This window comes from Vibrio alginolyticus NBRC 15630 = ATCC 17749 (assembly GCF_000354175.2).
In the GTDB taxonomy this organism is placed as follows: Bacteria; Pseudomonadota; Gammaproteobacteria; order Enterobacterales; family Vibrionaceae; genus Vibrio; species Vibrio alginolyticus.
This window is the reverse complement of sequence record NC_022359.1, coordinates 1,328,755-1,355,354: the sequence shown is the minus strand read 5'-3', so window position 1 is coordinate 1,355,354 and position 26,600 is coordinate 1,328,755. Positions and strand designations below refer to the sequence as shown.

Here is a 26,600-nt window from a genome sequence, read left to right as displayed (position 1 = left end):
GGTGTCTCCGGGCAAGATGATTAAAATGAACAAAAAAATGGTCTGCAAAAAGCAGACCAAGATTGATAAAGCTATCATTTTAAGTGCTTGCCGTCACTATTTAGCTGTAATCGTCACTACATCATGTTGATATGCACAGCAATCGGGGTTTGTTTTACATGACCACGAGTTGTTCGACTTCAATCTCTGGTTTGTTCCCGCCTTCAAATTCGCCAAACAGACGGACTTTAGTCGTGTGATCAATCGGAGTATTTAGCTGAATATCGTCATCGAGTTCGACCATCACTTCACCGGAACCATCGCTAAAGACAAACTTATCCGCGCGAACTTGACGCAATAAGTTACCTTCAACGACCACATCTTTTTCAGTAAACATATTGGAGTCGTTTAGCAAGGCATCCAATTTTTCCACAGTGACAGGACCGTTAAACTGCAAGTTTGATTGGTTTTGAGCGTTATCTTTCGCGAACGCGATAGAAGGAGCAATAGCTAAGGCGGCGATTGTTGCGATAATTGTATTCTTTTTCATGTTACATCCTCATCGGTTTGTTTTGATGGGGTCATTAAAACAGGGCTTGTTTGAACCAATGATGATTTCAACATTCATATTCTATTCATTTGCTTGAGTAAGTGGGGACGATGACGTTATGATTGTTCATCTTCCTCTATTCCTTACAAACATTCATGAAATCAGCGATCCCATCTTTAATGGTTCAAGGCACCACTTCGGATGCCGGAAAAAGTGTCCTTGTGGCAGGTTTATGCCGTGTATTAGCACGAAAAGGGATAAATGTTGCCCCATTTAAGCCACAAAACATGGCACTAAATAGTGCGGTAACCAAAGATGGCGGTGAAATAGGTCGAGCACAGGCCGTTCAGGCACAGGCGTGTAATATTGAGCCAACTGTACATATGAATCCGGTTTTAATTAAACCTAACAGTGATACAGGTGCTCAGATCATTTTGCAGGGTAAGGCGATTTCCAATATGGATGCGGCTGGCTTTCATGATTACAAGAAAGTGGCGATGGATACGGTGTTAGATTCCTTCTCTCGTCTGACTCAAGAATTTGATTCGATCATTATCGAGGGCGCGGGGAGTCCTGCTGAAATCAATTTACGAGAAGGCGATATTGCAAACATGGGTTTTGCTGAGGCCGCTGATGTACCAGTGATCATTGTTGCTGATATTGATCGTGGTGGAGTGTTTGCACATTTGTACGGAACACTTGCGCTACTTTCTGAATCTGAACAAGCGCGAGTAAAAGGATTTGTTATCAACCGTTTTCGAGGTGATATTCGTTTATTGCAATCGGGCCTCGATTGGCTAGAAGAAAAAACAGGTAAACCTGTACTTGGTGTACTTCCTTTTCTCCATGGTTTGAATTTAGAAGCAGAAGACGCGATCACTGCGCAGCAAGAGTTGCACTCTGAGGTAAAACTGAATGTTGTTGTGCCTGTTTTAACCCGGATTAGTAATCATACTGATTTTGATGTGCTGCGATTGAATCCAGACATCAATCTACGTTATGTAGGTAAAGGCGAAAAAATAGATAAAGCCGACCTGGTTATTTTGCCTGGGACCAAATCAGTGAGAGACGATCTGGATTATCTAAGAAGCCAGGGGTGGGATAAAGATATCTTGCGTCATATTCGTCTTGGTGGAAAAGTGATTGGTATCTGTGGCGGCTACCAGATGCTTGGAAACTTGATTGATGATCCAAACGGCGTCGAAGGCCAACCAGGTCAAAGAGAAGGACTTGGCTTGCTTGATATCACTACGACACTAACTAACAGCAAACAGCTTACAAACACACAAGCACAGCTTTCTCTTAACGGCAAAACAGCCAATGTAAAGGGTTATGAAATCCACGTAGGGCGAAGTGAAGTACGGGGCCTGCAACCTCTTACATTCAGCTCCGGTGAAGCGGAGGGGGCGATCAGCGAGTGTGGCCAAATCATGGGAACCTACCTTCACGGGTTCTTTGACGAGGCAGATGTCTTAAGCCTGGTATCAGAATGGGTAAACGGCACCCAAATCAAACAACAAGACTTTGAAGAGTTAAAGGAGCAAGGCATTAATCGCATCGCAGATGCGATAGAACAACATGTGCGCCTTGATTTTTTGTTTAAATAGCCCATTAACTGATTGAACTTTATATTTAAATAACCTGTTCTTTCGCTTGCCTTGTATTGGAGTATCTCTATGAAAGCATGGAAACAGTATGCTTGCCTTACGGTAGTATTAAGCATTTCATTTTCAGCAAACGCAGCAACGAACCTAAAAGTGTATGCAGCCTCTTCTATGACGAATGCGATTAACGAGATCGCGCAAAACTTTGAAGAAAAGTATGACGTTTCTATCACTCCCGTTTATGGTGGTTCTTCTTCTATCGCTCGACAAATTATCAATGGCGCACCAGCGGATGTATTCATTTCTGCGAACACGAAATGGATGGATTATTTGGTCGATAAAGACGTCATTTATCGTGACAATGTCACAAATCTAGTGCGCAATAGCTTAGTGTTGATTGCTCCTCAGTCTTCAAAATTAACCTCATTTAACTTTTCTGATGCAAAGGCATGGGAGAAGGCATTGCATGGAAATCGTCTTGCTTTAGGCAATCCGACGTCAGTACCTGCTGGTATGTACGCGAAAGAGTCATTGACTACACTGGGTGTATGGAAAGCGGTTCAAACTCACGTCGCACCAGCAAAGAATGTGCGCTTAGCTTTGGCGTTGGTTGAACGTGGAGAAGCGCCTTTAGGTGTGGTCTACAAAACCGATGCTCAGTTAACTGATAAAGTCAAAATTCTCGGCGAATTTGCAAGTGATACGCATGCGGCTATTGTTTACCCGGCTGCAATTGTGAATGATTCTACTGAGTCAGAGCAGTTCTTCCAGTACCTAAAATCGGACGAAGCCGCACGCGTTTTTGCTCAATATGGCTTTCAGCAATAAACCGGCCTTCAATTATAGGAACGAAGCGTGACAGAACTGGAATACCAAGCCTTAATGTTAAGCCTCAAAGTAGGCGCGTACGCAGTACTTTGGCTGATTCCTCTCGGCGTTTTTCTTGCTTGGCTACTTTCTCGAAAAACGTTCATTGGTAAATCGATTCTCGATAGCTTAATTCATTTACCACTGGTATTGCCGCCAGTGGTAATCGGCTATTTATTGTTGATTTCTTTAGGACGACAAGGGTTCCTTGGAAAGTGGCTCTATGAAAACTTAGGGGTAGTATTTAGCTTTAATTGGAAAGGGGCAGTAGTCGCTTGTATTGTCGTGGCTTTGCCTTTGATGGTTCGTTCAGTACGCTTAAGCTTAGATAGCGTCGACCCTAAATTGGAGCACGCAGCCTCTACGTTAGGCGCTTCTCCTTTAAAAGTGTTTCTCACCGTCACGTTACCACTGACCATTCCCGGAATTATTACGGGCACGATGCTGTCATTTGCTCGTAGTCTTGGCGAATTCGGGGCGACGATCAGTTTCGTCTCTAACATTCCGGGTGAGACCCAAACGATTCCGCTGGCAATGTACAACTTTATTGAAACGCCAGGTGCAGAAATGCAGGCGGCTCGTCTGTGTATCATTTCTATCGCGTTAGCCTTGTCTACATTAATGATCTCTGAATGGCTAAATCGTAAAGCGGCAAGCAGATTGGGTGCGAAGCAATGACGATTAAAGTCCAATTTAAACAAATGCTTGGTGAGACTGACTTCGACATTAAACTTAAGTTACCCTGTAACGGAATTAGTGCCTTGTTTGGACGATCTGGTGCTGGTAAAACGACGTTGATTAACATCATCAGCGGATTGGTAACTCCAAGGCAAGGGTATGTTGCGGTTGGTGAGCATGTTTTGTTTGACAGTGAACAGGGAATCAACCTACCAACGCACAAGCGTGGTATTGGTTATGTGTTTCAGGATTCACGTTTGTTTCCTCACTATTCGGTTCAAGGCAATTTGTTATATGGCGTTAAAGAAAAAGATGACGAGTATTTTGATGCAGTCACCGAACTCTTGTCTATCAAACCGTTACTAAAGCGCTTTCCGGTGTCACTTTCTGGTGGTGAAAAGCAACGTGTTGCGATTGCGCGCGCATTGCTATCTAAACCCAATTTGCTTTTGATGGATGAGCCACTTGCCTCACTCGATATGCCAAGAAAGCGTGAGGTAATGCCTTTTCTCGAGGAGTTGTCGGAGAAGGTAAATATCCCTATTATCTATGTCACACACAGTCTCCAGGAAATTTTAAGGCTTGCTCAGCACCTTGCAATTATTGACCAAGGTAAAATTTCGAGTTCAGGTAAGCTTGAGGAAGTGTGGGCTTCTCATGCTATGCGTCCATGGCAATCTTTCTCAGATCAAAGCAGCTTATTTGAAGGCCGGATTGCTGAACATCATGAACGTTATGCACTGACTTGTATCAGCCTTGCACCTAATGTATTCCTGTGGGTGCAAAAGATTGACGGAACACCAGACACGCCAATACGCTTGCAAGTGCGTGCCAACGACGTTTCTATCACGCTCGAGCAACCCAAGGCGACGTCGATTCGAAATATTTTGCCTGCTATTGTCGATTCCATTGAGGCGTTTAACGCAGCCGATGACAAGCAGAGTATTAATGTATCACTCAAGCTAGACGAGAAATGTTATTTGTGGGCAACGATCACACCGTGGGCCCTTGATGATCTCAACCTAAAAGTTGGTAGCCGTGTTTTTGCACAAATTAAAGGTGTCAGTGTGACACAAAAAGATATGGCACTAGCGCCTCATTAACCGTTTAGACTGATTTACGCTTCATGATCAAAAAAGGCCGCAAAGTGCGGCCTTTGTTACTAGAAGAATGTCGGAATTACTTCGCGAATACTTCTTTGAATTCACGCTTAAGAAGTGGGTCACGACGTGCTTTCTTAAGTTGCTTAACCATGTCTTTCACACAGTTGTGAAGCACATTATCAAGTAGTTGAGCACGGTATTCTTCTTTATCTTCATCTGTCATGTTTTCTGGCAGATTAAGAGTCGGAAACTCTTCCATCACATTAATACCAGCGAATGCTTGGCCTACAGAAACTAGAGCATGAAACTGTTCAAAGTTGTCTAGAATGTTCTGTGCACTTGCTGGCATTTCGTCCCATGATTCACGTACCGCTTCTTCAGACACTTCATGGATAGAGGTAACCATTTCGAACATTTGCTCTGGAACTTCGTCAAATTCGATAACTTTACGTAGCTCTGGAGAAATGCTGGCTAGATCGATTTTTTTGCTTTCGCTGTTAGTTGCTTCTGACATGGTGTGTCTCTCATTACAAAAAGGCGGGAATATTAATACCAAATGCATCAAATAGCTATACCCATTAATCCACAAGATGACCAAAGTGAATGAGTTTGTTGAACTTCTGCTCACAGGACATGATTAGATAGGGTAACGTCCAGTCTAACTGCTTTATGCAATGGATTCCGTGATATTCAAACAAAAATATAGCACTTAATTATGAGTCGAATGCAACAACTCTATGAGTATGGTATATGTTTAATAAAGACATAATTAAAAATGGAACGCGTTATGCAACCGACAGGGACATCGATGCGAATCCTTCTGGTTGACGATGTTCAGCTAGACAGGATGCAGTTGGCTATTCGTCTAAAGCAACTTGGACATATTGTAAAAGCCGTAGGTAGTGGACTAGAGGCGTTAAATACCTACGAGAGTTTTGATCCGGAACTGGTGTTACTCGATATATCAATGCCAGATATGAACGGTTTTGAAGTCTCTCTTCATATAAGAGAAACGTTTCCGGATTGGATCCCTATTATTTTCTTGAGTAGTCACGAAGAGCCAGAAATGATTGCTAAAGCCATAGACGCGGGCGGTGATGACTATTTAATTAAGCCGGTAGATAAACTGGTACTGAACTCTAAACTTATCGCAATGCAGCGTATTGCTCATATGAGACGAGAGCTTAAGCAAGCGACAGCTCAATTGGAGCAAGTTAATCAACTTTTGACTCAGCAAGCGAATGAAGATGGCCTAACCAAACTCTATAACCGCCGTTATATCGACCATAAGTTGGAATCGATGGTTGCATGGCATGGCCGTCACAATATGCCAATGGCTTTGATTCTATTGGACGTCGATTTTTTTAAACCGTTTAATGATAATTACGGTCATATTGAAGGCGACCGTTGCTTGCAAGCGATTGCGAATCAACTAAAGGCGACGTTTTGTCGCTCTGGGGAATATGTAGGTCGATATGGTGGAGAAGAGTTTGTTGTGTTGCTAGGGTGTACCGACACTCAAACAGCAGAAAGAGAAGCCGAGCGTATACAAGAGGCTATGTATTTTCTCGATTACCCACATGAGTATTCTAGTGTGTCAAATAGAGTGACAGTGTCACAGGGTGTTTTTGTTTTTCAACCAACAGGGAAAGAAGTGCAATCAGACTTGTATGCAACCGTTGATAAAGCACTATATACATCAAAATCTTTGGGAAGAAACACACATACTGTAGTTAATTCTTTTTAAAACAAAGTCTTATGAATGCCACTTTTTTGTTGCGTTGTCACGTTTTGGTAATTCTTTTAAAGTTAACTCAAAGTAAGATAGGCAAACAGTGCGAACGGAATGTCGCAATCGGGCGTATACCTTATACCTTTGATTAGATAGATAACATCGGGATAGTGGCAACGATGAGTGCAGTTATTATGCTGATGGGGAAGTTCGGTTTTGTTTTAAACCCAGACAAGCTTGTTAACTTTCACGATTGGTGAGGGTCTAACGAAGCTTTATGCAGTTACGTCCGGCCTTTTTCGCTTTGTAAAGTGCTTCGTCCGCTGATTTAATAACGTCCAGAGGAGCTTGCCCATTCCGGCTATCAGCAACTCCGAAACTTGCGGTAACAAAAACCGACTTTCTTTTCGAACTGTTGCTACCACGACGTTTTTGTCCTTGTTTATGGTTCTCAGGGCGAGATTCTTCATCGCGTAATATCATCTCGTATTCTGCAATCGATTTGCGAGCTTCTTCCAAAAAGTTCTTACATTCGTCAGCGTATTTGCCTTTAAAAACGATGGTAAATTCTTCTCCGCCAAATCGATAAACTTTTGCGCCGCCTGGGGTTTTAGTGAGGCGCGAAGCGACCATTTTTAGAACGTCATCACCAGTATCGTGACCGTAGGTGTCGTTAAACTTTTTAAAATGGTCAACATCAAGCATTGCGATCGTGAACTTCTTACCCATGTGTTTTAGATCGAGATCAAGTGCACGTCTGCTTGGAATCAGCGTTAGGCTATCGGTGAAAGCCAGTTGATGGCTAGCGGAAGCGGCATAAATAATGATAAGCAGCCCTGTTAGCGTAAACATGGTGCTTGATATGTACTGCACATCAAAGAAAATGAACGTCGCAGACGCCAATACCATGGCAGAGTAGGTCATCGCATGAATAATTTCATTCTTCTTTAAAACAAGGATTCCAAGAAAACAGACAATACCCACGCAATATAAAACAAGAATTAAAGGCAGTTTAGAGACCGTAGGTACAATAAATAAAATACCGCTTGTCCATTGTTCAAACCCTCCTTCAACGTAATATGCTAGCGTTAGATAAGACCAAAGAACGAACATTGCTAACATCAAGATGTAAGTCAACATGGCTCTAGAGTCAAAACCTTCTTTACTAAACAAAAATACCGTAAGAAACGAGACAGGAAGTAACGTGGTTAAAATGGTTAGCTCAAGTAAAGCGGTACCACTTTGAAGCGGGACTTGTAGGCGGTGCTGTATCACAAAATAGGCTAGCAACATTGCCAAGCACACCATGGACTCTCTGCCTTGCTTAAATGAATAACAAAGGAGTAGCGCACAACCTAATAGTATGTACGGCAAGTTTGCGGCAATGCCCCAGTTTGCCTGAGTCATCTGAATAATGCTGTCCATGCCCGAACTCACTATGCCCAGTAGCAAAAAAGGGAATAAGAATCTGAAGCCTGATGAAGTCATTGACGATGAGGACATCTATTACAAACTGCCTGAAAATAGTTGACTATATAATTGGTTAGGTAAATCGTTTTATCAATATGGATATTTATCCGTTATTGAATTTCGAACTTTGAGAACTAGCAAGAATACGTCTATTTGTTCCTTTTCCCAAGTATTTTGGAAGACATTACGGCAAAAAGAGAGAGATTGATTAAATTAAGAGCAATCAATAAGTTGTTATAAACAAGTCGTTGCTATACTCATTTCATAGGAAAAAGGAGATTTACAGATGCAGATAAGCTCAGATGTGCACAATTACATGGAAACATTAGTAGGCCAGGTTCTCAGTTTGCCCGAATTTTTAGAACAGTATGACAACGAACAGTTAGCCGATATTGCTTGCCTTGCGCTTATCCAGCTCAAGCCTGTCTATATCCGTCATGATATTGATTTTTTGTCTTCACTTCCTGAACAAAAATTAAGCCAGTTTAAGCAAAGCGCGGATGTAGCGGTGAAAAACGCCGCAGAAATGGTGAAAGAAGACAGGCGTAAGAACCGAGAGTATGATGTGCCTGTAATTTTTTCCCATACTAGTTATGATGATGACAAAGAGTTGGATTGGTATGAAAAACCGATCCTTAACGTTAATATCAAGTAAGAGTCGCTCAGTTGACTAGTGAGTTGACCCAAGGAGGAATCGTGGGATTTTTTTCGCGTTTGTTTGGTGGTAGTGAGAAAACCGCTGAAGCTAAAACTATCGAGCCAGTTGAGTATAAAGGTTTCTTTATTTACCCAGAGAGCCTTTCAGAGGGCGGACAATATCGCATCGCTGGTCGAATAGAAAAGCATGACAATGATGAAGTGAAAACACATCGGTTTATTCGCTCCGATTTACTTGGCTCAGAGCAAGATGCCAATGACCTTATGTTGAAGAAATCTCAAATGTTTATTGATCAAATGGGCGATAAAATCTTCGACTAGCAATTTACTGCAATTTGATTCCAGTCATCTTAAAAAGAGCCATTAGTGTATATGCTAGTGGTTCTTTCTTTTTAACGCTTAAATCTCTATTAAGTCAGTATTTAATCGTTACCTGGTTAGACCTCAGTCTAGTACGGTGTTGCGTTGTTATTTTTCGAGCACAGAGCGACAATCATTCATTACTTAGCGTTATATGTAATGAAATTTAGTATTTAAATTACAAAACACTTGAAGTAATGAGACGCGTTCGATACAAACAGAATAATAACAGGGCTGTTAGTCAAGGTGTTATTGTGCAAATGGGTGTCCCCAAACATCATCTTTCGTTTGCAATTGTCTTGCGTGGTAAACAGATAGAAATAAAAAAGAATTAGAGTAGAGCGACGCTCTGTTTTGGGACTAATTTATTGATATGTATACAAGGAGTATGCGTTTTGCAAATCGGTGTACCTAAAGAGATACTCGCGGGTGAATCGCGAGTGGCTGCATCGCCGAAGTCGGTTGAGCAGTTAATAAAATTGGGATTCGATGTCGCGATTGAATCCCAAGCGGGGGTGCTAGCGAGTTTCGATGATGCCGCTTATGAAGCAGCTGGTGCGAAAATCGTTTCTAGTGAAGAAGTTTGGGCATCTGGCCTTATTTTAAAAGTTAATGCGCCAATTGTGGATGATGAGCAAGGCATTGACGAAATTGCGTTACTGCAAGATGGATCAACACTGGTTAGCTTTATTTGGCCGGCTCAAAATGCTGAGTTGATGGAACAACTTTCAAGTAAGAACATTAACGTTCTTGCCATGGATTCCGTTCCTCGTATCTCACGTGCACAAGCCTTAGACGCGCTATCTTCGATGGCTAATATCGCTGGTTATCGTGCAGTGGTTGAGGCAGCTCATGAGTTTGGTCGTTTCTTTACAGGTCAAATTACGGCTGCCGGTAAAGTACCTCCAGCGAAAGTATTGGTTGCGGGTGCTGGCGTCGCTGGCTTGGCGGCTATCGGTGCTGCAGGTAGCTTAGGTGCCATTGTCCGTGCGTTTGACGTCCGCCCAGAAGTAAAAGAGCAAGTTGAATCGATGGGCGCTGAGTTCCTGACCGTTGACTTTCAAGAAGAGTCAGGCTCTGGGGATGGCTACGCAAAAGAAATGTCTGATGACTTCAACAAAAAAGCGGCAGAATTATACGCAGAGCAAGCTAAAGATGTTGATATCATTATTACGACCGCGCTCATCCCTGGTAAACCTGCGCCGAAGTTGATCACCAAAGAAATGGTCGACAGCATGAAAGCGGGCAGTGTAATTGTTGACTTGGCAGCCGCTAATGGCGGTAACTGTGAATATACAGTGAAAGACCAAGTTATCATGACGGATAACGGGGTAAAAATTGTTGGTTACACTGACATGGTTGGTCGTTTGCCTACACAATCTTCTCAGCTTTACGCGACAAACCTTGTTAACCTTCTAAAACTGCTGTGTAAAGAGAAAGATGGCAACATCAATATTGATTTTGAAGATGTTGTTATCCGTGGCGTTACCGTGGTGAAAGAAGGTGAAGTTACTTGGCCAGCGCCACCAATTCAGGTTTCAGCTCAGCTGCAAGTGAAACAAGAACAGCCTGCGAAGCCAGAGCCTAAAGTAGAAGAACCTACGTCTCCAACGAAGAAAATTATTGGTGTGGCAGCGGCTGTTGGAGCCTTTGCATGGGTTGCATCGGTTGCTCCGGCAGCGTTTCTTTCTCACTTTACTGTATTTGTTCTAGCGTGTGTTGTCGGATACTACGTAGTATGGAATGTTACCCATGCACTTCATACTCCACTAATGTCAGTAACGAATGCTATCTCTGGCATTATTGTCGTTGGTGCATTACTGCAAATTGGACAAGGTAATGGCGTCGTTTCATTCCTATCTTTTATTGCCGTATTGATCGCGAGTATCAATATCTTCGGTGGTTTCACCGTCACCAAGCGTATGCTTGAAATGTTCCGCAAAGATAAATAGGAGTCACAATGTCTGCAGGATTAGTACAAGCAGCTTACATTGTTGCTGCATTATTTTTCATCATGAGTTTGGCGGGACTTTCAAAGCAAGAGTCTGCTCGTAATGGTAACTACTACGGTATCGCTGGTATGACGATCGCGCTGATAGCGACGATCTTTAGCCCAGATGCGCAAGGTTTTGGTTGGATCATTATCGCGATGGCGATAGGTGGTGCGATCGGTATTTTCTATGCGAAGAAAGTAGAAATGACCGAGATGCCAGAACTGGTTGCGATTCTACACAGCTTTGTAGGTTTAGCTGCGGTTTTAGTTGGCTACAACAGTTACCTAGATGCGCCAGAAGCAGCAACACATGCTGAGCATGTTATCCACCTTGTAGAAGTATTCTTGGGTGTGTTCATCGGTGCCGTAACTTTCACCGGTTCAATTGTCGCATTTGGTAAGCTGCGTGGTGTGATTTCTTCGTCGCCACTTAACCTGCCTCATAAGCACAAAATGAACCTCGCAGCGGTTGTTATTTCTACGCTTCTTATGATCTACTTCGTAAAAGCAGATGGCAGCATGTTCGCTCTTATTGTGATGACTTTGATCGCGTTCGCATTCGGCTACCATTTAGTCGCTTCAATCGGTGGTGCTGATATGCCAGTTGTTGTCTCTATGTTGAACTCATACTCAGGTTGGGCAGCAGCGGCAGCAGGTTTCATGCTCGCAAATGATCTATTGATTGTAACAGGTGCTTTGGTAGGTTCATCAGGTGCGATTCTTTCTTACATCATGTGTAAAGCAATGAACCGTTCGTTTATCAGTGTTATTGCCGGTGGTTTTGGTCAAGAGATAGTGATTTCAGGTGACGAAGAGCAGGGCGAATATCGTGAAACAACGGCTGAAGAAGTTGCAGAGATGTTGAAGAACTCAAAATCAGTAATCATCACTCCAGGATATGGCATGGCAGTAGCTCAGGCACAATACCCTGTTCATGAAATTACTGATGTACTTCGTTCACAAGGTATTGAAGTTCGCTTTGGGATTCACCCAGTAGCGGGTCGTCTACCGGGGCATATGAATGTGTTACTCGCTGAAGCAAAAGTACCGTATGATATCGTTCTTGAAATGGATGAAATCAATGATGACTTTGCAGAAACCGATACCGTATTGGTTATCGGTGCTAACGATACGGTCAACCCAGCCGCACTGGAAGATCCGAACAGCCCAATCGCTGGTATGCCCGTATTGGAGGTATGGAACGCGAAAAACGTAGTGGTATTCAAGCGCTCAATGAACACTGGTTACGCAGGAGTACAGAACCCACTGTTCTTCAAAGAAAATACATCAATGCTATTTGGTGATGCGAAAGAAAGTGTTGAGTCTATTTTTAAAGCACTTTAACCATTCTTGATTTAAAACTATACAGGGTCAGCAATCGCTGGCCCTTTTTTGTTCCGTTTCAATGTTATAGTAATGCAAATCCTTCTGTTAGCAGATGTCAATTGCTTGTAGATTGATGTATAGTTTTGGCTAATGTAACAAGTGACGGTAACAGTTTGATTAAAAAGTTTTTGCTCGGTTTTGCAACTGTATTGCCGCTTTTTTCGGCACCTGCATTTTCCGATTCACTACCAGAAAGAATAGATACGTTTACAGAGCTATTTAACTATGAAGTAGCTCTTAAGTCGTACGATATTCGTATTCTGCAATCAAATTATCCTACCAAGTTACTTGCGCCAGATTCGCTTCTGCCGCAAACGTCTGACTATCCGTTAAAAGATATCCAACAGCTTTACAGCTTGGCGAATACTTGTCGTGGCAAATTACCATTAAGTCCTTTAATTACTGAGCCTTTAGTATTTACAAGAGCGATTTGTAAAGGGACGCAGCTGACACCTCGTTGGTTCTCGCGTAGTGGTCTCATTCACCCTGGTGGTGGGACGTACGCGGCACGTTATGTGAATAAGTATCCAGAACTCAAACCCAAACTATCTCAGTACATGCATATAAAAGAGCGTGATAACGAGGAAGGGGATGAGTTGCTAGAAAGCTTGAAAAACATGGATGACGACGCCATTAATGCTTTGATTGCAGGCGCGAGCATGTTTATTGAAGGTAACGAACTTTGGCTAAGACGTGGTGACCGTTACTTTGTTTTCGAGAAAGATATCTGGCAAGAGAACGTAGCGAATGCGGGTCTGTCATACGCTCTAGCCTCTCAAAGCAAAAGTTGCTTTGTTAAACGAGGCAATATTTGTTGGGATGTAGAAGATCACTCGCAAGTTTTGCGGATCAGTATGATCATACTGGTAATCGCCAATATTCTTTTGGTGATTGGTTGGGCGGTGTACCGTTGGAATAGCAAGCGAGAAGAACTACGTAGTAGAATGCTCGTGTTGCAAATTTTAACGCATGAGCTCAGAACACCGATTGCATCTCTGTCACTAACGGTTGAAGGCTTTCGTCGAGAGTTCGAGCATTTGCCTGAAAGTGTGTATGACGAATTCCGCAGATTGTGTGAAGATACGCGCCGCCTGCGTCAATTGGCAGAAGCAAGTAAAGATTATTTGCAATCTGATAACCAAATGCTTGCAACAGACTGGGTACCATCCGTTGCAGATTGGTTAGAATTTAAGATCGAAGAAGAATTTGATAGTGCCGTGCTTTTTAACATCAATGAAGATGTGGCTGCTAAAGTTAATGTGTACTGGTTAGGAACTTGTATCGATAACTTGCTTCGTAATGCGCTTAAGTACGGTGTCGCACCGGTTGAATTGGATGTCTCAACTAGTGAAGAAAAAATAGTATTCCAAGTCCGAGATGCAGGAGGCCTAACGGCTAAAGATTGGGCAAATTTGAAGAAACCGTTCGTAAGTAAGAGCGGGTTAGGACTTGGATTAACAATCGTTGAATCTATGGTAGGCCGCATGGGCGGAAAAATGTCCTTAATGGGACCACCTACAACTTTTATATTGGAGATACCTTGTGAAACAGACACTGCTTCTCGTTGAGGACGATAAAAACTTGGCTGACGGCCTGTTAGTAAGCCTGGAACAAGCAGGATATGAGTGTTTACATGTGGAGCGTATTGCAGACGTAGAGCCACAATGGAAAAAAGCTGACTTGGTAATTCTCGATCGCCAACTCCCAGATGGTGACTCTGTACAATGTCTCCCAGAATGGAAACAGATTAAAGACGTACCAGTTATCTTGTTAACGGCACTTGTTACCGTAAAAGATAAAGTTGCAGGCCTTGATTCCGGCGCGAACGACTACTTAACAAAGCCTTTTGCTGAGGCGGAGCTTTTTGCGAGAATCCGTGCACAGCTACGAGCACCGGATTCAGCAGAACAAAGCAACGCTGATAAAGTGATTACAAAAGACTTAGAGATTGACCGCTCGACTCGTGAAGTGACTTATAAAGACGAGCTAATTACGCTTACTCGAACAGAGTTTGATTTGCTGCTATTTTTGGCGTCAAACTTAGGTCGCGTGTTTACTCGTGATGAGCTACTTGACCACGTTTGGGGTTACAATCACTTCCCGACAACACGTACGGTTGATACACATGTACTACAGCTTCGTCAAAAACTGCCAGGACTGGAAATTGAAACACTTCGTGGTGTTGGCTACAAGATGAAAGCATAAGTCGTAATGAAAATACTACTCCCTGTAGTTCTCTCATTAGCGTTAGTGAAACCAGTCCATGCAATGGACTGGTTTCAAACTAACACGCCTTTAACACAGGCACATCAACACTTACTTGAAGATGATCTTGCGGGTATGTTCAACTCTCTTGTTGAACTCTGGCAAACGGAACCAAGTAAAGATTTGACTCCTCACCTTAATGATCTTCTTGGTCAGTCACTATCTAAAAACTGTGGCAAGGCTCTCACTGGTGTAACGCTGCCTGATTGGATAAGTGGTGTGAACGTTATTCGTCAGACTATTCAAAGCCCTGGGCGAGATACATTTAGATTGGTGATCAAGCTAAGAGCTACAACTGACATCGAAAATATTTCATTTAATCGATGGGTGGATGATTCTATATCCGCGGACAGTTCATTCAGCTATGAACAACAGCCGAGCGGGACAGAACTTGCCAACGAGCGTAGCTACTCGAAACGCTATAACTTAACAGGTAAACTTGAAGCTGGTTTATATCACTTAACCGTTGTTTCTACTGATAAACAAGAGTATCGAACTTGGGTAATACTTGGAGATTCAAACTCTTCTCAATATGTTCGTTGGACATCTAAAGAGAATTGGAAAGTAGAAAAGAGCGCACTTCGTAATCCCCATTGTCCATTACCGCAACTTGAAGTCGGTTTGTATGACTACATTGATGGCCAGTACGAGCAAATGTGGAAAAAGACTTACGAGTCTAACTATCCAAATTCATTGGAGCTAGCGGGTGTCCCAAACGATAGATACGTATTGGCGGTAAGTATCAATAGTCGCCGTTGGCAGGGCGATATAATTGTTGAGCAGGCTCAAACTATTAGCCGAACCTATGATCTTTCCCAGGAAGAATAGTTAAAGAAATACTACTTGTGCCGATAAAGGTTCAGGACGAACTAAAATCACAAGTGTAGTATGAAAAACAAATATAAAATTCTTGCCACTTCTGTTGCTACTATTCTTTTCGCTAATGCTGCTTCTGCTGCTACTTATGCGATAGAGGCTCGTAGTGATGCAATGGGTGGCGTTGGTACCGTATCAGCAACTTATCTAACTGCGCCTTTTTTCAACCCTGCTCTTACTGCGATTTATCGCCGAAATGACGATGCAGGCATGATCGTGCCAAGTTTTGGTGGCAGCTACGATGATCAATATGATCTAGTTGATGAGATCGAACGCATCAGCAAATTGACAGACGTCGATGAAATCAAAAAATCGATGGATGCTATCGATGGGAAAAAGACAGACTTTGATCTTGGTGGTGTCGTTGCCATTGGTATTCCCAACAAATTCTTATCTGCAACTGCATACGGTAAGCTATACACTGAATCATTCGTACAACCAAATGTTGATACCTCAGGTACTAATCCATTAGATGATAGCTATGTACAAGGTGTTTCTATTGGCGTGGCTGAAGCTGGTATTTCACTTGCTAAATACACTAATTTCATGAACCAACACCTTTCTTTTGGTGTTACTCCTAAACTTCAGCGTATATACACATACTCATACGCCACGAGTTTTCAGAATTTTGATACTAAAGACTTACGTGAAAATGAGACCGCGGAAACGATGTTTAACTTAGACGCCGGCGCACTTTGGTTCTTTGGCCCATATCGTCTCGGTATTTCAGCGAAAAATTTGATCGGAAGAGACGTTAAAACAAAATCATTCCAATATGGCAGCGATACGATAAAATCATACGAATATAGCATGCGTCCTGTATACACCGTTGGGGCAGGGATTGTTGCCGATTACTTTACGATGAGTGTTGACTACGATCTTAACGAAGAAAAACGTTTTTCATCCTTTGATGATAATACGCAAATGATTCGAGCTGGTATTGAATTTGATATTTTGCGTCAAATGGCATTACGGGCAGGGTATATGAAGAACTTAGCTAGAAGTAATGACGAAGGAACCATTACTGCTGGTATCGGGTTGTCTCCACTTAAGTTGTTCGAATTGGATATCGCAGCTCAGTACACAAACGAGAACGCTATGGGTGCATCCATTAATTTCCTTGCTACCTATTGATTGAATCGTTATAGTCAGCTCCTCAAAATGAGGAGCTTTTTATGTTTGACGATTTACCCCCTCTATCTCACCAAGAGCAACAACAAGCTGTAGAGAGAATTCAAGAATTGATGGCGAAGGGCACAAGTACTGCAGAAGCTATCAAAATTGTTGCCGAACGGATTCGATCTGAGTACGCAGAAAAACAACAGCAACAAAACTAATCAATTCATGGACAGGGCATACGCCCTGTTTTTTTTGCCTTTCTATTTTCTATTCCTTTACATTCCCAAACACCACCCTGGTTACGCTGTAACTCAAATTTACTATACCTATATGATTTTAATCTTGTTCAATTGCCTTTAAGACTAAATAGCGAGTTAGTAAAATTTTACCCAATTGTGTTAACCTTAGTTTGCGTAGCACAGGCAATTAGGCATTTCTTAATGAACTCATAAATTAAACTCCATATTATCAATTATTTACCTCGGACTTTTAATCTGTCAACTATATTGGTCTTGATTGATCTTGTAATTTAATTACAAAGCGCGAAAGGACTTCGTTCTCAGGCAGAGGATTATGCTGAAAAAATAAAAAAGATACACCGTAACTTATAGCGGTAATTAAACTAGAGTTATTAAATAAGCGATATAAGAACAGTAAGCACTCGCAGACATATGTGATAGATGAATCGAAGTTCATCTTATTGAGCTGCTTTTTTTAGCCGAAATACGTCTCCTGGATTTGAGCGGAGCGTTACATGTTGAGCATGCTTAATCTAAAGTAGTTTTACTAAACTAGGCGACGTTGAAGTGGGTAATATGAAACCTCAAGAGTAGTAGAAATCAAGAGCAGTAACGCGTGTTACAACGTAATGTTTCCTGGCATCCTTCCTGTTAAATAGTCCGTCCGATAATTAGAGAAGAAATTGGAAAAACATCGTTGATCTTTGGATGAGAGGAAGCAACAAGGTTGCAATGAAAACTATTTGCCTGTTTTACACTAAACTCCTTTAACTATCATGTAGCAGTAGTTTTGATGTTGTGTTCGCTCTATGTGGACTAGACTTAATATGAGAACAAAAACTAACCAAGGGAGGAATGATGGGTTACAAGCACGTTTTGGTTGCTGTCGACTTATCTAAATCTAGCCAAGCCGTTATCGAAAAAGCAATAATGCAAGCAGATAACTCAAGCAGCAAACTCTCATTTGTTTACGTAGATGTTGATCGGATAGTCATGGAAGCGAAGGAAGAGCAAGAATTGGAAAGAAGGCTGCAAGAGCTCGCTGATAAATGCTTATACCCAGTAAACGAGACCATGGTAGTAATCGGCGATCTTCATATAAAACTATCGGGAATCGTCAAAAAAGAGGGGATAGATTTAGTTGTCTGTGGCCATCATCACAACTTATTGAGTAGCTTTTTTTCATCGATACCAAAGGTTGTGAACGAGGTTGAAGCTGATTTATTAATCGTCTATTTAGATGAGTGATCGACAACTCTTGTTCGCACTCATCATTTTTTTGTCACTAAAAAGCCGAACATAAACGTTCGGCTTGGTATATCGGTGAGAATAAAAGTTTTTAGCCAGGAATGATTGATGCCTCATGAGATAAAACAGATGCAGACTCCGCGTTTGACTGCAGATCAAAATGTACGTTAACTTGCACGCCTTCTCGCTCAAAAGTGACATCATCAAAATCGGTCATAGCGATTTTGAATCCATTTCTAGCAAAAAAGCCAGTCACCATAGTTCGCTGCTTAATTTCTAATGCAGACGCGAGTAGCTTATCCATGGCATTCTCCTTGGTTATTGTGGGGATATGGGTAGAAGATACACATAGATTGGTATGAAATCAATTTTATATAAAGTTGCTTTTGATGAAAATTTTAATGTAAGTCAATCTATCGTTTACCCCACGTGATTTATTCCACGCAAAACCTTGATAACAAGACGGCAGAGCATCTCACATTGTGATAGCAAGCATAAAGATGGGGGTGTTAATAAATACCGCCGAAACAATATGTTACAAAGATTAGCGTTAGGCCTAGTTGAGTAGACAACGCAAAATTCTAAATCTGAACAACCGCCCTAAAATGACTCACTCTTCAATACTTGTGATAACTCAGACCTAATAAAAGTAGATATCTCAGCTAGCTTTCTTGGCAAAGGGTTTTGATAAGGGTAGGCAATATACATGGAACGTTCTATATCAAAAGTTTGCGATATTCGGATGTTTTTGTCTATATAGTTACTTTTAATAAGATAGTTTGGAATGACACCAACCCCAACTCCCTCAGAAGCAAAGTTTATTAAAATAGAGGTGTTATCAACTTCGATAACATCAGTATATTGATTTTTAATTGATTCCTTATTCGAATGATGTTTGTAGATTAATAGTGTTTTGTTGTTGGCATTACTTACCCTAGATATCAAAACATCACTATAATCACCAATTTTATGTGCAATAAGAGTGTCATCAATAACATTATTAAGCCTAATCGCTAAATCTACGTTGCTTTCTAATAAATTTTCTACATTGTTACTTGACGATATTTCAAAATCAACTTTTGGATATCGTTCTTTTAAGTCTTTAAGAACAGAACCAAAAATAGAAGAGGCTATAGAGTTGGGCATTGTGATTTTAAACTTTCCATCAATGCATTCACTCAACGAGCTAGCTCTGTAATTTAACTCGTGCAAACTCTCTAACGTCTTGATAGCAAGCTCTCTAATGCTTTCGCCATGATCAGTTAAAACGAGTTTCCTTGTTGTTCTGTGGACGAGTGTTACGCCAAGTTGTTTTTCTAATGCTGCTAGCTGCCTGCTGACTTGAGCTTTAGACTTTCCAAGTTCTTTTGATGCCTCTGTAAGAGAGAGGTGTTTACAAATGGCTGCAAAGCAGATCAGCTCATTGTTCATCAATTCCATGATTGTTACCTTTTTGCAACTCTGAGTCACGTTGTCTTTTAACTGGTGGGAAAGTATAACTTGCATCATCGGAGGGGGACAATGATATTTAAAAGCCGCCATGAAATAATGGCAGACTACTATCTTAATAAAACCATATTGGATATTAAGTTAAACCGATATCCTGAAGGAATTAACTCAATCGGATTAAATATAGAAAATAAAGATTTAAAAATAGAAAGTTTGTCTCGTGAAATTACTAAGTTGGATTCGGGTGATTTAATTGTTGATTGTGCATCATTGATAATGACTCATTACATATCGAAAAAAGTAATAATAAAAGTTGAAATTGATTTTTTAAATTATAAAGTTAAACGTGTAAGGATATTAAAATATGAAGACTGCAATACAAAATTCGAAAAGATCTGTTTATCAGAAAGATACATTGTATAGAACAATAAATAATATTAGTACTTTGTATACCAAATCACTAGTAAAATTATTTGGTGAAGAGTTGAGAATCCATCATTGCAAACATAAGATTAATGTAAGAACCACTAACGAGTTGAGTGAACATATGAAGAAAGATCTAGGTATAGATTGAAAAGTAGAGAGTTTACATCTGTTAGATTCTTTGTTCCTATAAAGGTAATCTAGTACTTATACGTTTGGGTTAAGCAAATGCGTGTCCATGTTGACTCATGTTGAATGAGCAAGATGCAGAACCAACGTGTACAGTGTTGAACGTAACCCAAGATACAATGAAGGAACTTAATCAGCCACACGGTTTTAAAGTTGATGACTGGTTATTATCAAGTTGTCGCTGTGGTGAAATCGAAGTTCACGGTCCATACAAGACAGCTGATGAGGCTTGCAAAGCAGCAACAGCCAAATACGGTGTAACTAAACTGACTTCACCAATGCTAATCTTCTAACTCTTAAGTTCGTATTATGGGCGCTTATGTTGAATACGATTGCATATGCGTATCCTATAAAATGTCTCTCTTTTGAGGGACAATTCAATGAAGTATCACGAAATGACTAAAAACTATATTTTTCGTGAATTTGAATGTGGTTTAACCGTCGAAGAAGCTGCCAAACTTTGTTTAAAAACTGTGAGAACGGTCAAAGAGTGGGATAAAGGGAAATCCATTCCGCCAGAGTGTAAACGCTTAATGAGGATGAATAAGGGTAGGGAATTGAGCTCCTGTGAAGATTGGGAAAACTTCGTAATGAGGCATGATCGATTAGAGCTTCCAACAGGACAGTTGGTGACTGCGCAGCAAGTATTGATTGGGGTCGCTTTGCTAGAATTAGGCGCTTCAAATGATATGAAAATTGCACACCAAATCCTAAAATATGCAAGAGTATTAAAGGGGTTAGTGCAATAAAAAAGGCTCCTTAGGGAGCCTAATCAAAAAGCGAATTTAATATTGAGGGTATATGTTGCTAAGTTCCTCTATGAAGCGTTTAAAAATATTCACTGAACCAGAGGGGTAGCCTCGCAAATTTATCCTCTCATTCGATTCGATTTCATTTTTTCTTTCTGGCGCTGATAAATCGTATTCGATCTCTAATGCTAAATACTTAAGTGGATCTCCTTCAGAACGTAGGTTTTGGTTTGTTAGCTGAAGATGTTCAAGAACATCTTTACTCGACGCACGGCCATTCATAATATTATCTAGTAGTTTAGGGTTGGTAACTTTCAAGAAACACACAGTGCCCATAATATCCTGATAGAATTCGTTAAAAGCATAACTACGCGAATTTTCAATAAGGGCAAAGTAAGTTAATATCCGTTCAATGTCGCGAAATGAAGGCTTTAAGTGTCTTACTAAGTCTGTAATTGCTGATAATGCTCCTCTATTGTCTACGTTCCCTTCAGCTGCCATTAATTTAAAAGAATTAGTTAAATAAGTAACTCCGTCATCTTGTTCAGATAGAGCTGGCGTCTTACGAGGTAAAGATAGCCAAACATCAATGAACTTTTGTAAGTAAGTCACTGAGTCAATACCATTTCCATATCTGCATTTTACAGACTCTTCCAATTGCCTTCTGTTCATAACAAGTAAGAATGTTACGCCCGACACAGAGAATAAGTGTTTGATATTTTCTAATAAGTCTAGCGCAAAGTCTGGTCTGCAACGGTCGAGTTCATCAATCACAAATACAATTTTTCCGCTTGAAGTATGATTCAGGGCGATATCTGAAAGAAATTCTTTGAAGTTCTTAAGAGCCAATTTATCAGCTTTAGAACTCTCAAATTTAGAAGATATTATTGAATCAACTTGTTCTGACACTAGCTCTGAAATATCTTTTTCAGCTTGATCTAATAAAGTATCATTTACAAGTCCAGCAGTACCAATACGAACTCCTGTTTTGATCATGCCCCGACTAAACGTTTTAAATACTTTCGCTGCTTTTTTTTTGAACTCTGCCGTCTTAGTGGTTGCTTTATCTTCTAGTAACTCATAAACCTCTGATGCTAAAGCTAAAAATGGCTCTTTCTGGTAATCATTTTGAAATGCATCAAAGTATATAGTTTCTAAAGGTACCTCACGGTTATGTTTATTCTCATTAGTCCACATTTTTATGAATGTACTTTTCCCTTCCCCCCATTGTGAATCCAGAGCTAAAACCAAATTTTCCTCTGAATTATTAATTAAGTTATAAAGGTGATCTCCAAACGGCTTTCTATTGAATATGTCCCTTTCTGTCGAAAAGTACTCACCATCATTAAGCTGTAACTCTGGAACTGTTAATCTCACAAATCTCTCCAAATTATCTAATGTTATTCACGTTGCCATATGACTGATTTTACAGGATATGCTCAAAGCCTTAGTTACTAAATAAGCATATCAACAATTTAACTTTGTTGCATAGGCAGGGAGGAGGCTGAAGAAATCGTGGAATTTACCCCCGTAATACAGATTCGGGGGTTTGCTCCGCTTTTAGGTCCCTCCCGCAAAGCGGGCCCCTCCCAAAATGCTCGCAATACCGCGCACGTAATAAAAAAGGGCTCGTATAGAGCCCCATGATTAAGTTCGGTGTGGAAGTGCCAAGGTTTGGTGTCCTACATGTTCCGCTTCCTCGGTCTACGCAGACTGCGCTAGCTTCGACGCTGTGGCGAGCGGTCTAGATATGGACAGGCATGTTTTGCTGCAATATGTCTGATGGCTTTTCTCTTTGGCCGCACGTGAAGATCCTTTCTGTTTCTTCCCAAGTCACTCGATATACGCAGTCGCTCAACACTTCGAACTGATACCCAATCTTTACCAAGTCCAGATGATCGAAACTGAATAGCTTGTCGCGGCCATCGTACACATCGATGTATATCTTGTAGAACGTCAGGTCACGGTCGAGTTCGGCAGCATACTTCAGCCGTTTGGCGTAGGCGATTTGCTTTGCGTATCCGGTGATGTAGAAGTCGTAATCTTCCAAAGGCCCGAACCCTGATGCTTTCTTTTTCTTCTTCGCTTTGGTTTCTGCCGTATCTACCGTTGGCGTTCCGTCAGGCAGCTGCGCTTGTACTGGTTGTGGTGGTTTAACGGGGTCGGGCGGTTGCTCTGGCTCCGGCCACCAAGCCCAGATATTGAAAACCAATCCAAGCGATAGCAGCACCCCCGTTCCGACGACAGGCCAACGCTTCCAGAACGGGCGAATGTCTTTTGCTTCGGCTTCCTGCACTTGCTTGTTGGATTGCGAATGACTCTTATAGAACGGGAAGTACTCTGACTTATAAAATCGGGTAGAGGTGTTTACCACTTCACCGGCACAACCATCTTGCACTTTCTTGGTGTAAGAACTGGTTGAGCCCATGGCCGTGTTCTTTGTGCATCGGTAAGTCACTTCAATCATGTCCTTAATGTCTCGATGCACTTTGCGGATGTTCTGCGTGAGCAAGATGATATCGACACCGTAGTGACGGTGTATTGAGTACCATTCTAGAATGGGCGCGGCCAAGCCTCGACTTGGCAAGCTCATGTGCGCCTCATCGACCACATAAAGTGGTCCTTGTCCTTTTTCATTACGCCATTCGTCCGAGTAGTCTTCAATCTGACTGAACGGACGTGAGGTTGAACCAAAATCCGTTAAACGGCCATCCACGATTTTGATGAGCTCTCGAACGTCTTCACCAAACACCTTAACGAACCAATCAATGTTTAAGGTGATATTGGTAATGACTTTGCGGCCATCCTTAATGGCCGGAATAATGTGATAGGCAACCGCCTCATAGGTTTTACCGCCACCTGGTCTTCCTGCTATGGCGTATATCATGAGCCTAACCTCGTAAACGGAATCAATTGCAGCATCAAGCGCACAGTAATAGCGGCCAGAATGATAGACAGGCATTGAGGCACACCGACCGCCGCCATAACCCAAGCCACCGTAGGCGGAATGCTGGTCATGTACTGGCTCATATCGACCGGTGCGAATAGGGAGAACACACCAGAGAGCAACAGATTCACCATTGCCATGATTTGCTCAACCGCCCAAAAGAACAGGTCTTTGAGCATGTTGACCAGTGAGATTAAAAGCTGATAGAGGAACACCAACAGCTTGTTAAATAAATCGACTAACCAATCCATATTAACCTCCAAAAATAATACGACGCGCCGCAAACACTGACGTCATGATGAGCACCGCACGAATAAAACCGAACACCCAATCAAAGCTGATTTGCTCCTCAAAACTGAAGTCACCGAAGAACGGCACAGGGAGCACGAAAGAAGGGCGCTTGGCACTGGATAAGTCGAGGTCACCAAACGAGTTCACAAAGTTGTCGATGGTGTTGTGTTTAAGATCATCTAACTGACCGGACACCAAACCACCTAAGCCATCGGGATAGCCCGACTCATAAAATCCGGTACAACTTTGGGACTCGATACACGTACCACCCGTACCTGCACCAGACGTATCTGTGTTTGCGATACCGTCTAAGGTGTCAGAAATACCGGAAACTTCATCCGCGATACCATCCATTGCCCCTGCAATTTTCTCTACATCGTCACCCACACCATTAACGGCATTGGTGTTCTTGTTCATGGCCGTGGTGATGTCAGCATTCGCTTGTTGGATAAGGGCCTTAGTGTTTTCGTAAATCTTGTTGTCGTTGATTTGCTGCTTTTGAATGGCTTGCGTGTTGGTGACCATCGACGCATTCAGCGCAATGATTTGGTTTTGAACGTCAGCACTGGCTTGATTGATGTCGATGTTCATGTCGTTTAGTGCTTTGTTGACGTCCTTATTCATTCCAGTAATGGCTTTCAGAACTGCCGTGTCTGTCGATTCATCGGTGTCTGGCTCTTCCACGTCTGGCTCACTGTCGGTATCCGGTGGATTCACCGTATTGGTTGAGCCATCAGGTAATACGCTAGGGTCTTCGATGTCGCCTGTTGGGTCGTCAGGGTCATGAATGGGGTCATCAGGAATAATAGGGGTGTCAGGGCCATCTTTACCCCAGAAGAGTGTACCGCCTTCACACTGGTTGCCTGTGAATTGAAAGTTACCATGACAGATGGTGTTTTGTGTCCATTGGCCGGAATCAACACCCGTACACAGCGTACTATCACTAGGAGTACGCTCCAATTCACAACGGGTTGCGCCATAATCGCCGTAACATGACCCTGTCACTTGTTCGCCATAGACATAAGCCAACCACTGAAGCGATTTGATTTCATCAATGGACTTTTTAAACTGACACACGTCCATACAAGTGCCGTCAGGGTTCTTGCCATATTCACAAACCGATTTACAACGTAAGGTTGAAGGGTCAAATTCGCTATTTTCTGGACAACGAACCTCAGAATAAGAAAGACCGAGCCCATTATCACAAACTGTTTGATAGGGATCGCGAGCATTAGCATATGATGTCTTCTCAAATGTGCATGAGTCGAAATACCCAGTATCCAAAAAACAAGTATTCACCTTGTAAGGGTCAACCCAATCACCTTGAGAGCCACACCCCCTCATTTGCATATGACTAATACGTGCTTCTAAAGCATACGTATGATGACTGGCGCATAGAATAACAAGGGCAATAAAAAAACGGAGATAGTGATTCATTGTATTAAACCAATAAAAAAGGGAGCCGAAGCCCCCTTATCCTCTAAAGTTTTGGCTGGCCACGTATCCGGCAATGCCACCCAAAAGCACAAAGACGATGAGTTGGACATCGTGGAGAACGGCCAACATAAACTTAAGCCTTGTTCACAGCACGCTTAGCAAGAGTGATGGATTTGTAAGCCATAGTAATGCCGACAATCACCAGACCTGCCGCGCCGATTTTGGTTGCCACACCAGATAAGTCGATAGCGGAAAACGGGTCAGCGGCACCACCTTCCGCCGCCATAGCAGGGACAGAAAGCACCGCAACAGTGACGGTTGCCACCGCTTGTTTACCGAACTTTTTAAGCGCGTTTAGACGTTTCATAACAGATTCCTCAAAGTAGTTTTATTAAACGTATTGCCATCTTGATGGCGTAAGTTGAGAGATATCCGCCAACGAACACCAAGGTGAAACCCAAGCCGAACGCTTGAGATATCTCTCCTGGAGTCAGCTGTGTGTAGCTCATTAACGTGTCATATTCTTGAGCCGTGACCATGACATAACCACGGCATGAAGCCGCTTCAATGTCAGGAACGACAGCGAGAAAACCGTCCGCGTTAGGTAAAGCACACACAGGCATAACGAAATTCCTTATTTAGCCTTTAACGAGGCTTCAAAATGTTTCTTGATGTCGTCATCCACAGGGATGAGTTCCGTAACGATGGCGCCCGCCAATGGATCGTCTGGGTTAATCTCCAAACGCAATTGGTATTCACGGCGAGGAACGAGGGCGCCCGTACGTTCAAGTAATAGGGCGTATTGATGATCAATCATCAACGGTTGGTCCCACTGTGGATTCACATCACCGGATTCACCGATAGTGCGGCGTTTGAATTTCTCTGAGTTGATTTCACGTAGAGGTCGTGACACGTTCAGTTGAGCACTGTCACCACGTGCTGAGTTCCAAGTGATATCCATGCCAAGTACAAAAACGGATTTAGCCATT

At 42.1% G+C, this 26,600-nt stretch carries 30 protein-coding genes; 18 read left to right on the top strand and 12 right to left on the bottom strand.

All coding sequences use genetic code 11. From position 1 onward, the window contains the following. Window positions 1–154: 154 nt before the first annotated feature. Entirely contained in the window at window positions 155–529 is a 375-nt protein-coding gene (locus N646_RS21300; protein ID WP_005376220.1) for a YgiW/YdeI family stress tolerance OB fold protein, read from the bottom strand. Between the two features lie 155 nt (window positions 530–684). Between N646_RS21300 and N646_RS21295 the strand changes: the two genes are divergently transcribed. The 4 genes from N646_RS21295 to modC all read left to right on the top strand — a co-directional run bounded on the left by N646_RS21295 (window position 685) and on the right by modC (window position 4,781). After that, window positions 685–2,136 carry a cobyric acid synthase gene (locus tag N646_RS21295; RefSeq protein ID WP_017820165.1) on the top strand — a complete coding sequence of 484 codons (1,452 nt, stop codon included), beginning with the start codon at window positions 685–687 and terminating at the stop codon, window positions 2,134–2,136. Between the two features lie 69 nt (window positions 2,137–2,205). Then, window positions 2,206–2,961 (top strand): molybdate ABC transporter substrate-binding protein, encoded by a 756-nt coding sequence (modA, locus tag N646_RS21290; protein ID WP_017820164.1) that lies wholly within the window; start codon window positions 2,206–2,208, stop codon window positions 2,959–2,961. Window positions 2,962–2,988: 27 nt separating this feature from the next. Continuing rightward, window positions 2,989–3,678, top strand: a complete 690-nt coding sequence (gene modB / locus N646_RS21285) for a molybdate ABC transporter permease subunit (RefSeq protein WP_017820163.1) — start codon at window positions 2,989–2,991, stop codon at window positions 3,676–3,678. Then, a complete protein-coding gene (modC, locus tag N646_RS21280; protein ID WP_005388041.1) occupies window positions 3,675–4,781 on the top strand; it encodes a molybdenum ABC transporter ATP-binding protein ModC in 1,107 nt (368 codons plus the stop codon). The genes modB and modC overlap by 4 nt, the downstream gene beginning before the upstream one ends. A gap of 76 nt (window positions 4,782–4,857) precedes the next feature. On the opposite strand, the gene N646_RS21275 is transcribed toward modC, so the two are convergent. Further along, window positions 4,858–5,295 carry a DUF3069 domain-containing protein gene (locus N646_RS21275; protein WP_005376232.1) on the bottom strand — a complete coding sequence of 146 codons (438 nt, stop codon included), beginning with the start codon at window positions 5,293–5,295 and terminating at the stop codon, window positions 4,858–4,860. 273 nt (window positions 5,296–5,568) lie between these two features. On the opposite strand from N646_RS21275, the gene N646_RS21270 reads away from it, so the two are divergent. Then, the gene (locus N646_RS21270; RefSeq protein ID WP_017634619.1) at window positions 5,569–6,528 is read left to right on the top strand and encodes a GGDEF domain-containing response regulator; all 960 of its coding nucleotides are present in this window, start codon (window positions 5,569–5,571) and stop codon (window positions 6,526–6,528) included. 249 nt (window positions 6,529–6,777) lie between these two features. On the opposite strand, the gene N646_RS21265 is transcribed toward N646_RS21270, so the two are convergent. Next, entirely contained in the window at window positions 6,778–8,016 is a 1,239-nt protein-coding gene (locus tag N646_RS21265; RefSeq protein ID WP_031777241.1) for a GGDEF domain-containing protein, read from the bottom strand. A 253-nt stretch (window positions 8,017–8,269) separates the two neighbouring features. Between N646_RS21265 and N646_RS21260 the strand changes: the two genes are divergently transcribed. The 10 genes from N646_RS21260 (at window position 8,270) to N646_RS21220 (ending at window position 18,126) form a co-directional block, all read left to right on the top strand. Next, on the top strand, window positions 8,270–8,638 hold the full coding sequence (locus N646_RS21260) for a late competence development ComFB family protein (RefSeq protein WP_017820161.1): 369 nt from the start codon (window positions 8,270–8,272) through the stop codon (window positions 8,636–8,638). A 41-nt stretch (window positions 8,639–8,679) separates the two neighbouring features. Further along, window positions 8,680–8,961 (top strand): HlyU family transcriptional regulator, encoded by a 282-nt coding sequence (locus N646_RS21255; RefSeq protein WP_017634616.1) that lies wholly within the window; start codon window positions 8,680–8,682, stop codon window positions 8,959–8,961. Window positions 8,962–9,395: 434 nt separating this feature from the next. Further along, window positions 9,396–10,952 (top strand): Re/Si-specific NAD(P)(+) transhydrogenase subunit alpha, encoded by a 1,557-nt coding sequence (locus tag N646_RS21250; protein WP_017820160.1) that lies wholly within the window; start codon window positions 9,396–9,398, stop codon window positions 10,950–10,952. Between the two features lie 8 nt (window positions 10,953–10,960). Beyond that, the gene (gene pntB, locus N646_RS21245) at window positions 10,961–12,337 is read left to right on the top strand and encodes a Re/Si-specific NAD(P)(+) transhydrogenase subunit beta (RefSeq protein ID WP_005376248.1); all 1,377 of its coding nucleotides are present in this window, start codon (window positions 10,961–10,963) and stop codon (window positions 12,335–12,337) included. A 155-nt stretch (window positions 12,338–12,492) separates the two neighbouring features. Continuing rightward, on the top strand, window positions 12,493–13,947 hold the full coding sequence (gene vxrA / locus N646_RS21240) for a sensor histidine kinase VxrA (RefSeq protein WP_021035990.1): 1,455 nt from the start codon (window positions 12,493–12,495) through the stop codon (window positions 13,945–13,947). Then, complete coding sequence (gene vxrB / locus N646_RS21235) at window positions 13,922–14,584, top strand: response regulator transcription factor VxrB (RefSeq protein WP_005376251.1); 663 nt, start codon at window positions 13,922–13,924, stop codon at window positions 14,582–14,584. The genes vxrA and vxrB overlap by 26 nt, the downstream gene beginning before the upstream one ends. A 6-nt stretch (window positions 14,585–14,590) precedes the next feature. After that, the gene (locus tag N646_RS21230; protein WP_017820158.1) at window positions 14,591–15,472 is read left to right on the top strand and encodes a DUF2861 family protein; all 882 of its coding nucleotides are present in this window, start codon (window positions 14,591–14,593) and stop codon (window positions 15,470–15,472) included. Window positions 15,473–15,532: 60 nt separating this feature from the next. Then, on the top strand, window positions 15,533–16,654 hold the full coding sequence (locus N646_RS21225) for a conjugal transfer protein TraF (RefSeq protein ID WP_005388052.1): 1,122 nt from the start codon (window positions 15,533–15,535) through the stop codon (window positions 16,652–16,654). A gap of 41 nt (window positions 16,655–16,695) precedes the next feature. Continuing rightward, the gene (locus N646_RS23980) at window positions 16,696–16,857 is read left to right on the top strand and encodes a YoaH family protein (protein WP_005376257.1); all 162 of its coding nucleotides are present in this window, start codon (window positions 16,696–16,698) and stop codon (window positions 16,855–16,857) included. A gap of 879 nt (window positions 16,858–17,736) precedes the next feature. Next, entirely contained in the window at window positions 17,737–18,126 is a 390-nt protein-coding gene (locus N646_RS21220) for a universal stress protein (RefSeq protein WP_017820157.1), read from the top strand. A 91-nt stretch (window positions 18,127–18,217) separates the two neighbouring features. On the opposite strand, the gene N646_RS21215 is transcribed toward N646_RS21220, so the two are convergent. Beyond that, a complete protein-coding gene (locus N646_RS21215; RefSeq protein WP_005376260.1) occupies window positions 18,218–18,430 on the bottom strand; it encodes a hypothetical protein in 213 nt (70 codons plus the stop codon). A 296-nt stretch (window positions 18,431–18,726) separates the two neighbouring features. Further along, complete coding sequence (locus N646_RS21210) at window positions 18,727–19,566, bottom strand: LysR family transcriptional regulator (RefSeq protein ID WP_017820156.1); 840 nt, start codon at window positions 19,564–19,566, stop codon at window positions 18,727–18,729. Between the two features lie 81 nt (window positions 19,567–19,647). Here N646_RS21210 and N646_RS21205 point away from each other — a divergent pair, with 81 nt between their 5' ends. From N646_RS21205 to N646_RS21195, 3 genes are all read left to right on the top strand, one after another. Then, window positions 19,648–19,998 carry a hypothetical protein gene (locus N646_RS21205; protein WP_017820155.1) on the top strand — a complete coding sequence of 117 codons (351 nt, stop codon included), beginning with the start codon at window positions 19,648–19,650 and terminating at the stop codon, window positions 19,996–19,998. 248 nt (window positions 19,999–20,246) lie between these two features. Next, window positions 20,247–20,480 carry a hypothetical protein gene (locus N646_RS21200; RefSeq protein ID WP_017820154.1) on the top strand — a complete coding sequence of 78 codons (234 nt, stop codon included), beginning with the start codon at window positions 20,247–20,249 and terminating at the stop codon, window positions 20,478–20,480. Between the two features lie 87 nt (window positions 20,481–20,567). Further along, on the top strand, window positions 20,568–20,936 hold the full coding sequence (locus tag N646_RS21195) for a phage protein (protein ID WP_017820153.1): 369 nt from the start codon (window positions 20,568–20,570) through the stop codon (window positions 20,934–20,936). Between the two features lie 36 nt (window positions 20,937–20,972). Here N646_RS21195 and N646_RS21190 read toward each other — a convergent pair whose 3' ends face one another. The 7 genes from N646_RS21190 to N646_RS21160 form a co-directional block, all read right to left on the bottom strand. Continuing rightward, entirely contained in the window at window positions 20,973–22,313 is a 1,341-nt protein-coding gene (locus N646_RS21190; protein ID WP_021035987.1) for a KAP family P-loop NTPase fold protein, read from the bottom strand. Window positions 22,314–22,680: 367 nt separating this feature from the next. Then, window positions 22,681–23,823 (bottom strand): zonular occludens toxin domain-containing protein, encoded by a 1,143-nt coding sequence (locus N646_RS21185; protein ID WP_021035986.1) that lies wholly within the window; start codon window positions 23,821–23,823, stop codon window positions 22,681–22,683. Continuing rightward, window positions 23,820–24,134, bottom strand: a complete 315-nt coding sequence (locus N646_RS21180; RefSeq protein ID WP_017822026.1) for a DUF2523 family protein — start codon at window positions 24,132–24,134, stop codon at window positions 23,820–23,822. Before N646_RS21180 ends, N646_RS21185 begins: the two co-directional genes overlap by 4 nt. A 1-nt stretch (window position 24,135) precedes the next feature. After that, complete coding sequence (locus N646_RS21175) at window positions 24,136–25,611, bottom strand: methyl-accepting chemotaxis protein (RefSeq protein ID WP_017822025.1); 1,476 nt, start codon at window positions 25,609–25,611, stop codon at window positions 24,136–24,138. A gap of 133 nt (window positions 25,612–25,744) precedes the next feature. Then, the gene (locus N646_RS21170) at window positions 25,745–25,978 is read right to left on the bottom strand and encodes a membrane protein (RefSeq protein ID WP_017447548.1); all 234 of its coding nucleotides are present in this window, start codon (window positions 25,976–25,978) and stop codon (window positions 25,745–25,747) included. A gap of 10 nt (window positions 25,979–25,988) precedes the next feature. Continuing rightward, entirely contained in the window at window positions 25,989–26,234 is a 246-nt protein-coding gene (locus N646_RS21165) for a hypothetical protein (RefSeq protein WP_017822034.1), read from the bottom strand. An 11-nt stretch (window positions 26,235–26,245) separates the two neighbouring features. After that, window positions 26,246–26,599 carry a DUF1293 family protein gene (locus N646_RS21160; protein ID WP_017822035.1) on the bottom strand — a complete coding sequence of 118 codons (354 nt, stop codon included), beginning with the start codon at window positions 26,597–26,599 and terminating at the stop codon, window positions 26,246–26,248. Window position 26,600 lies beyond the last annotated feature (1 nt).